This window comes from Marinospirillum sp., from assembly GCF_014859565.1.
On the sequence record NZ_JACUUA010000141.1, the window covers coordinates 1 to 8,710 of the forward strand.

The window sequence follows — 8,710 nt, forward strand, 5'->3', positions numbered from 1 at the left end:
GGACTACTACCTTGCTAATGTGCCAATAAACTGAAGGAGTAGCAGTGCAAGTGTTCACAGTTTCCTTTACGATCATGGCTAGAAGACTTAATACAAGACATTTCATTAAAAAGCAGAGTTTTAAGACTTTGGGGGGAATTTCCGATTCAAGACATGTAAGTAGTTTTGCTTACCCTAATGCTAAAAGGAGTTTTTATGGCAGTCTCAGCCTACCTGTTTGAGGTGCGCTCAATTCAACCCTTTCTGTTTGCAACCGGCAAACTCAAAGACATGGTGAAAGGCAGCGAATTGATCGATTTTTTATGCAATGAACCTTTACAATTGACACTTGAGGCCTGCGGCCTGGAGAATCATAGCAAACCAGAACATAGCCCACGTTGTGCGGGCGGCTCCTTCTATTTGTTAATTAAGGATTCCGAAAAGGCCGTTGCCTTCCGGAATCTATGGACATTATTGGTCTCGCAGCTTTTACCCGGGGTTGAGTTAGTTGATACCCTTGTCAGCGGTGAGAGTGCCCGTGATGCCATTCAAAACGGACTTAATCAATTACGCATAGCACGTAACCAGCCAACCCCCCAGCTGCCTGCAGCAAGTCCGTTAGCAGCTCGCAGCCCTCGTACCGGGCGCGTTAGTGTTGAGCTTGATCGAGGTGAAAGCCTTGATGAGGCCACTTCCGTGAAGCGGCAATTTGTACGTCCCAATGCAAGCAAGGATCTGGCTACACGTTTCAGCAGTCATCATGATCTCCGGTGGCCGATTAACTTTGAAGCCGACTCTCCTGAGCACCTGCGCTTTCCTTTAGCTGAAGGTGACAAGGTGGCTTTGGTACATGCAGATGGAAATGGTTTGGGGGAGATTTTGCGCCTCGTGAATGAAGCAGGTAAACAAAAGGAAGATGCTGGCTTCATTGCGCTTTATCGCCAGTTTTCCGACGGTCTGGAACAGGCAACAATTGAAGCCTGCCAGGAAGCAACAGACAGAGTCCTGGTTCCAGAAGTTACGACAGCCGGTGTGGTACCAGCTCGCCCCCTTGTGTTGGGCGGTGATGACCTTACTGTTATCGTGCGTGCCGATTTGGCTCTGGATTTCACACAGGTCTTTATTCAGTCATTTGAAGAAAAAACCCAGTTATTTTTGAAAAAGCTGGCGCTTCAATTACCCGGCACACTATCCGGTAAGCTTCCTGAAAAGTTGACTGCATGCGCTGGAATTGCCTTTATGAGGCCCAGCCAGCCTTTTGCACAGTGTTATGCCCTTGCCGAAAGCCTGTGTGACCGTGCCAAAAAACAATCTCGAGCGGTTCAGCAAAAGCAGCAACTCAGCCTCATTCCTTCGAGCCTGGCCTTCCATAAAATTCAGGTAAGCCTTATCGAAGACGCAGATCAAATGTTTGAGCGCGAAATGAAAGTTAAATCCTCCTCACTGGAGTTGCAACTTGGTCTCAGTGCATACGCTGTCAGCGAGGGCTTCCCAGAGCTGCCTTCAATCAGTGATCTTCAAGCACTTTCATGCTGCTTCCAGCCAGGCAAGCTGAATGACAAGCGACTTCGCGCTCTTGCAACCTTGATGCACGTTGATCCTGCAGGGGCGCGTAATGACTATGCTCGCTGGCGAACCCTCGCTGCAAGAAATCCAGGTACACAGCCAGCGCTCAAGGCTTTTGATGCTGCTAATCAACGGCTTTTAGGGAATATGGATGCTGAACTGCCTGCCAATCTTTCAGCCGGCACTAGCGTAATCGCCGATCTGCTCACTTACCTGAGCCTGACACAACCATGGAAAAAAGCTCCACAGGGAGAAGCTGTCTTATGAGCCTACAATGCTTACAACTGGAATTTAATTACTTTTGGCATACTGGCACCGGAAGCGGGAGTGGCACACACCTTGATGCGCTTACAGAGAAAGATCGTGACTATCTTCCTTTTGTCTCGGGCAAGCATCTGAAAGGCTTGCTGCGTCATGCCTTTCACCGGGCAGAGGCATGGGGCTGGTATGATCAATCTTTACCGGATGGTGTAGCAGAAAATTGGGAAACACTAATTTTTGGTAGCACTAACCAGGAGGTGGCACGTCACTTAACTCTACCGGGCATGTTGCATGTTGATGATGCAATCCTGTGCTCAAAAGAGCGCGCATGGTTGAATGACTCCCCTGAACTTAAACCCTTTCTATATCAGGAAGTCTTTTCAACTGCGATTGAGACGGCAACGGGCACTGCAAAAAAAAACAGTCTTCGCGGCATCGAGGTTTCTTTACCGGTAACGCTCTTTTCCGACCTTGAGCTTATTGTTACTGCCACGGAGTCAGAGCACCGCCTGCAACAACAAACACTTTTAAAACTGGAAAACCCATTCTTCTGGCTGGAACCTCTTTTGCCATTGATCGACTCAGTGGGTGCGCATCGCACCCGGGGGCTTGGTGAGGCTCGGCTATCCATTTTTGATGGTCGTCACAAGGAGCTGTCATGACTTTTCTATCTCAGACATTCCAAGTCACGCTGGAACAAGATGTTGTTTTCAGCTCAACTGCCGCAACTTTGGGGGGGCAATCAGGTCTTGATTACCTTCCTGGATCTGTTTTCCTGGGTGCTTTGGCCAGCCGCTGCTATAACGATTTGGAGCCAGAGCAAGCCTGGATAATTTTCCACTCTGGGAAATTTCAGTTTTCTGATGCCCTCCCTCTATCCAACCAGCAACCAAGCTGGCCGATGCCTTTAAGCTTGCATCATTACAAAGGGCAAGAGGTCATGCTTAACTCAAAACAACTGGAAGCAAGGCAACTCTTTGATCCAGCGTTTCCCGATGCGCGTCTGGACAAATGGCGCCAGCCCAAACAATTGAGAAAGGGTTACATTACTGCCAGTGGTGAATGGATCAAGCCCGATCTGAGTCAACGGATGAAAACAGCAATTGACTCCAGAACAGCCCGAGCTGCTGAAGGCCAATTATTTGGCTACCAGTCACTCGATGCTGGCCAAGTCTATTATTTTCAAACACAGACATCAGTCGAGTACCAGGCTTTGTTTGATCTGGCCATCAGCCATTTTTCTGGTCATTTACGCCTTGGTCGCTCTCGTTCAGCACAATACGGACGCGTTAAGATACAGCCGGTTTCTGATTTGCATATCCAACCCAGGATGCATCCATCTTCGACTAAAGAGTTGACGCTTTGGCTCATGGCCGATCTGGCTTTAACAGACTCACTTGGAAAACCATGCCTCCAACCTCTGCCAGAGTTGATGGGGCTTCCTGACGGAACTCAATGGTTAGCTGGTCAAAGCTTTATTCGTACGCGTTCTTACAGCCCTTATAATGCCCACAGACGCTGTTATGATCCAGAACGACAAGTGATCAGTCGTGGCAGTGTACTCCGCTTTCTCCTACCCAGCGTGCCTTCACCGGAAGAGCTGCAGAGCTTACAGCGTATCGGACGCTTTCAGGAGCAAGGTCTCGGGCGTATTGCCGTCAATCCTCAGCTGATTCAAACAGCACAGCCTGTTTTTGAAAAGCCTGATGCTGGCTCAACTGTCACTGCTAAGGCTTTTTCTGCCACCCCACGTCCAGCCAATAGCCTTCTCGCTCAGGTATTGAGTACGCGTTTGACTGAGCAGCAGGAAGACAATCAAGCGGATCAAATTGCTCGCGTGCTGTTCCAGCAGTTGCTGAGTGCACTGGACTCTGCACGTAATTGGCAGGGGATTACCTCATCGGAACCGCTTCCCGAAGCACCCGGTCGCAGCCAATGGGGCAGAATTAAAGATCTGGCAAGTCAGCATCGCAATGAGCCAGAAGTGTTGTGGCAAAAACTCATTAGTAATGATGATGCTGTAATTCGAGCGCGTTCTGGATGGCAGCTGGAGTTAAGCCCAAGCGAAACTCTGGATGAACGTGTTACCGATCTGCTATCAGCTCACCAGAAGTCTGTACTTTTACCAGAAATACTTGGGCGTTTAGCCGTGCTCGGCTTAACCACACAATGGCAAAACGCCATTGAAGGCAACAAGATATTTGACAAGGAGACGACCTGATGCTCGTTGAACGTCCTGTGCTGCACTATGCACTGATTGAATTGGAAGCTTTGACACCTCACGCCATTCATGCTGGCCGTGGTGATATTACTCACGATGTTCTGGTAATGCGGGACCATAATGGTCTACCAGCACTGCCAGGCACCAGCCTTGCTGGCGTTCTGCGTAGTCTCTTTGAGCGACGCCATGGGACAGAGGCATGTAATCAACTTTTTGGTTATGCCGATGCTGCCGGCGGCCGTCCTAGCTGGGTTCAAGTGGGTGCCGGGCTTATCCATAACAGCAAAAACTTGCCACAAGAAGGGCTGCAGGCAAACCTGGAACAAGACCCTTTGCTTGCGCCCCTACTGCAATCCAAACCCTTGGTACGTCAGCGTGTTCGTTTGAATGAAAAGGGTGCAGCGGCTGATTCCGCAAAGTTTGATACCACCCTGATACCGGCCGGTTGTCGTTACTCTACCCTGCTGAGCTACTGGAGTGATGGAACGGATGCAGCCGAAACTGCTTTCGATCAGCTCCTTTGCTTGATGAAAAGCCCGGAGTTTCGCATAGGTCATGGAACCCGTAGCGGTAGTGGTGCGTTTCGTGTGAACCACCTGCTTACCCGGCGCTGGAACCTGACAAACCCGAATGAAGCCAGCGAGTTTCAGAAATTTACTCGTTCACGCCTGAATAGTCAGGGGTTGATTGAGCATCAACCAACTGTAGACGCCTCGCCAAACTGGTCCAGTTTGCAGCTAGAGTTGCAAGCTGAAGCAGGATGGCGCATTGGCGGCGGTGAGCAGGCATTCAGTGATCCAGATACGAACGGTAAGGTGCCGGATCTGGTACCTCAATCTGAAGTTCGTATTGAGTGGCTAGATAATCAGGGAATACTGACTGAGCGGCAGGCGGTTCTTCCTGCAACTGCCATCAAGGGGGCACTGGCTCATCGTTTCATCTTTCACTACCGGCGCATTACAGGTGCGTTTGTAATGGTAACTGCAGAAAGCAGCCTGGAAAACGCATTGGATAATCCCGGTGTACAAGAAGTATTTGGCTACATCAATGAGTCCAGTGACCTCAGTGGTCAAGCTGGTCGTCTGATCATCAATGACATCTATCTTGACTCCTGCCAGATCGCACGCCAGATTCATAACAAAATTGACCGATTTACCGGTGGCGTCATCAAGGGTGCGCTGTTTGAAGAAGAAGTATTATGGAAAACGCCAATCAAGCTTGAGATTACCTTGCTAGAGCCTGATCGTATAACGGAGGCATCCAAACAAGCTCTCTTAGCAACACTTAAGGATCTTGAATCAGGCTGGCTTCCGCTGGGTGCCGGTAGTTCAAGAGGTTTAGGAGTCTTTGTAGCCAGCAAACCCGTGCAGTGGCTCACCAACCCCTTAGATCAACAACAGGGAGTCAACCAATGAACCCCATTGCAAGCACACTGCAGCAGTTTGAGTGTTTGAGACAGGAGCTGGAAACCTTGGATCTTGGCTGGCAACCTGCTGTATTGGAGCCAGTAACAGTTCATTCCATCCGTCGGTTGCTTAACGCCGACCAGGTTAAACAAGAGTTAATCAATAAATGCAACTCCAGCGGCTGGCTTCTGCAAGCCTCTCAAAAACTGCACTTACCCGCAGCTACGCAACTTATCACCGTACAAAACCCACTTGAAGGTGAAGGATGTTCTGGTGACACCAGCTGGCATCTGACGTATTTAGGACAAGAAGTTTGGCAGTGGGTCGAACATCAGGTTGAGCCCTCAACCCCTGAGCAGGCGACTCATCTGGCGGAAGCAACGTCACATCAAGCTGCTGACCCAGATTTAGGCAGCCTGCAGTATCAAAGACTCTGGAGGTTAGCGGCTTCGTCAGATCAAGCGCCCCAACTTGAAGCGGCAGTATTTACTGGATTTACTGGAGAGATGGCATGACGGACTTAATGACGCCCTATCGATTTATTCCTCTTTCCCACTACATTTTCAGGCCTGACTGGGCCAAATTGGTTAGTCATGATCACCCTTTTGCAGATGGAGTTAGCGGTGAGCTGAGCGTCTCGATTACCACCAAAACACGCCTTTGTGTGGGCGGAAAACAAGAAAAGCCCAGTGACAAGCATCCTGGCAAGGTGTTTTTTTACAGAACACCCGATAATCATCTTGCGATTCCAGGTACTAGCATTAAAGGCATGCTGCGAAATGTGATGGAAATTGCCTGCTTCGGGCATTTTCGGCAAGTTGAAGATCAGCAACTGGGGGTACGAGATATTTCTCGCGGCAAGAACTTTTACAGTGAGGCCATGAATCGTAGCCCCGTATTTACAGGGTGGCTGCGTTTTGATCAGGGACACTGGAATATCTTGCCTTGTAACTATGCGCGAATCTATCAAGGCGACCTGATCAATCACTTCAAGATTGATAAAGCTAATTGGAATCGTAATAAATTAGCGAAGGAGCGATATGGTCTGCTGAACGGTTTGCGCGATATCAGCTTTGATATCGATACCACCTACAAGTACGACTGTAAAAAACTGGCCACCAACCTTGGCAAGGGCAAAACACAGGGGTACGTGGTGGTAACTGGTCAACCAGGTCCAGCTTTTGATCAGAGCAAGCACAGTAAAAAGCGCGATTTTGTTTTTTATGAAACACAGTCGGAAAATAAACTGACTGTCAGCAATCGCGTCGTCAGTGGTTTCATGCGCATACACGAAGAAAGCGAGGAATGGAAATATTGGCGCAAGCAACTCAGTGCGCTGAAATACGGTGTACCAGTTTTTTTCCATAAGAATGCACAAGGCGAGGTCAAGTCTCTGGGCTTGTCCCGCATGTATCGCCTACCCTACGAATACAGTTTACATGATGCCATTACCCATACTCGCCCTGAGCATCTTGAGTCTGACCACCCAGACTTGCCGGGCTTGATTTTCGGGTGGCTGGATGAACAGGAAACAAGTGGCCATAACAATCTGCGTGGGCGTGTGATGCCGGGGTTATTTGAATTGACTCACGAAGCCTCAACACGCTGGGAAGAACCAACGGTGCTCAGCGGCCCCAAACCAACTTTTTATCCAGCCTATATTCATCAAACCAATGACCGTGGGCACTACAAAACACTCATGGATAAGGATGCCAAACTGGCTGGATGGAAGCGCTATCCTGCTAAAGAACATGCTGAACTGTCTAAGCTGCAGCCAAAAGTTGCTGATAACAAGAAAGTTCAGGTTCTGATGGAAACCCTACCTGAAAATTGCATCTTTCAGGGTAAGATTCGCTTCCATAACCTCAGGCTTGTTGAGTTGGGGGCGCTGCTTTGGGTCATTGATTTTGGCCAAAGAGACCTGAATCATGGCCTTGGGTTGGGGAAACCTTACGGTTTCGGTCAAATTCGCCTTGAGTGCCAGTCAACCAGACTGCAACCCAACGCCAGCCATTTGCATTCAATGAGCAATGAGTTGCTCATGCAAACTGCACGGGTTAGCTTCAAACACTATATGGATCGAGTATGGCAACAAGTCACAAACACTGAGACCTTTTGGGAAGAATCATCACAGGTAGTCAGCCTCTTGAACTCGCTTGATCCAACTTATTTCAAAGATCAGGCGCTAGAGTATTACCCTGAGCCCAAGGCGTTCATGACTGCCAAGCAAGAAGAATCTAGGCTGACTTCATTGTCGAGCAGCGGCCTCGCTGACCCAGGGCCTAAAGCAAACCTGGTTTATTCACCCATAGAGCTGAATACCGATACTCTGAGCCATATGGCACAGGAAAACTTAGCGGCGTTGACTGCCAAAAAAGAACAGCAAGCCCAGAAAGAGGTAAGGGAAGCAGAAAAAGCCAACATGTCCGATGAGGAACGCGAGCTTGCCGAACTAGAAGATTGCTACCTTCAAGCAGAAGCACAACTCACTTCCACACTGGAAAACAAGCTGGCCAAAACCTGCAATCAGCTTTATGTCACTTCCGCCAGCTGGGAAAAGGAGCTTCAGAATAAAGCTGGCCAACTAGGTAAAAAAGTATTCAATCTGGCTCAACGTGAAGGAAAGGAAAACAACAAACTTGGAAAAGCTGCCAAAAAGCTGAAGAGTTATCTTGAGTAACGCCAACCTCACCGGGGCGATATAGCGACACCGCGAACTGGTACGCGCTAATACACAATTATTGATGCTTCAGACCCCTATAAGCCCGCTGCCTTAATTGGTAACGGGCTTTTTTTTGTGGTTTTGTTCCACAAATTTGTGAACCAGTTCATCGACTCATTTTAAGACAGAATAACTACATCTTGAGTTGAACGTTGAGGAGAACACCATGGATACCCAAACACTAACACTTGCTCTTAACCTTGTAAGCAAATGCCCTGAGCTGATACAGCGACTCGGAATGCTCCCTAATATCAAAACCGCAACACTCGGTGGTAACACTTGGTGGAATGATATTGCACAGTGCAATGGTTGGCGAGTGCAGAGAAACACCTGGACAGGGCATTGCCGCATCCTGGACTCTGATGATGTACGTCAAGCCTGGGGGTCTGAGCAAGCTGTCATGGCGTTTTTCCAAAAGGTACTTAATGGCAGAAGACCTTAACTGCTCCTCGCCTGCCAATGCAATCCAAGGATGGCTAACAAACTTGTGATCCTTTCAGCGCCTGATTTTCTTCTTAAAATGAACACCATCGCAACAAGCAACGGGAGCACTAT

The 8,710-nt window shown here is 48.9% G+C and carries 7 protein-coding genes; all 7 read left to right on the forward strand.

All coding sequences use genetic code 11. The features are described 5' to 3' along the window. The first annotated feature begins 195 nt into the window (after positions 1–195). The 7 genes from IBX50_RS14410 (at position 196) to IBX50_RS14440 (ending at position 8,597) form a co-directional block, all read left to right on the forward strand. Positions 196–1,812, forward strand: coding sequence for a hypothetical protein (locus IBX50_RS14410; protein WP_292256988.1), 1,617 nt, complete (start codon positions 196–198; stop codon positions 1,810–1,812). After that, positions 1,776–2,468, forward strand: coding sequence for an RAMP superfamily CRISPR-associated protein (locus IBX50_RS14415; RefSeq protein ID WP_292256989.1), 693 nt, complete (start codon positions 1,776–1,778; stop codon positions 2,466–2,468). The genes IBX50_RS14410 and IBX50_RS14415 overlap by 37 nt, the downstream gene beginning before the upstream one ends. Then, positions 2,465–4,027 (forward strand): RAMP superfamily CRISPR-associated protein, encoded by a 1,563-nt coding sequence (locus IBX50_RS14420; protein ID WP_366930733.1) that lies wholly within the window; start codon positions 2,465–2,467, stop codon positions 4,025–4,027. Before IBX50_RS14415 ends, IBX50_RS14420 begins: the two co-directional genes overlap by 4 nt. Further along, positions 4,027–5,442 (forward strand): RAMP superfamily CRISPR-associated protein, encoded by a 1,416-nt coding sequence (locus tag IBX50_RS14425; RefSeq protein WP_292256991.1) that lies wholly within the window; start codon positions 4,027–4,029, stop codon positions 5,440–5,442. The genes IBX50_RS14420 and IBX50_RS14425 overlap by 1 nt, the downstream gene beginning before the upstream one ends. Before the next feature lie 56 nt (positions 5,443–5,498). Further along, positions 5,499–5,948 (forward strand): hypothetical protein, encoded by a 450-nt coding sequence (locus IBX50_RS14430; protein ID WP_292256992.1) that lies wholly within the window; start codon positions 5,499–5,501, stop codon positions 5,946–5,948. After that, entirely contained in the window at positions 5,945–8,113 is a 2,169-nt protein-coding gene (locus IBX50_RS14435; protein ID WP_292256993.1) for a TIGR03986 family CRISPR-associated RAMP protein, read from the forward strand. The genes IBX50_RS14430 and IBX50_RS14435 overlap by 4 nt, the downstream gene beginning before the upstream one ends. Before the next feature lie 208 nt (positions 8,114–8,321). Further along, complete coding sequence (locus tag IBX50_RS14440) at positions 8,322–8,597, forward strand: hypothetical protein (protein WP_292256994.1); 276 nt, start codon at positions 8,322–8,324, stop codon at positions 8,595–8,597. Positions 8,598–8,710: the final 113 nt, after the last annotated feature.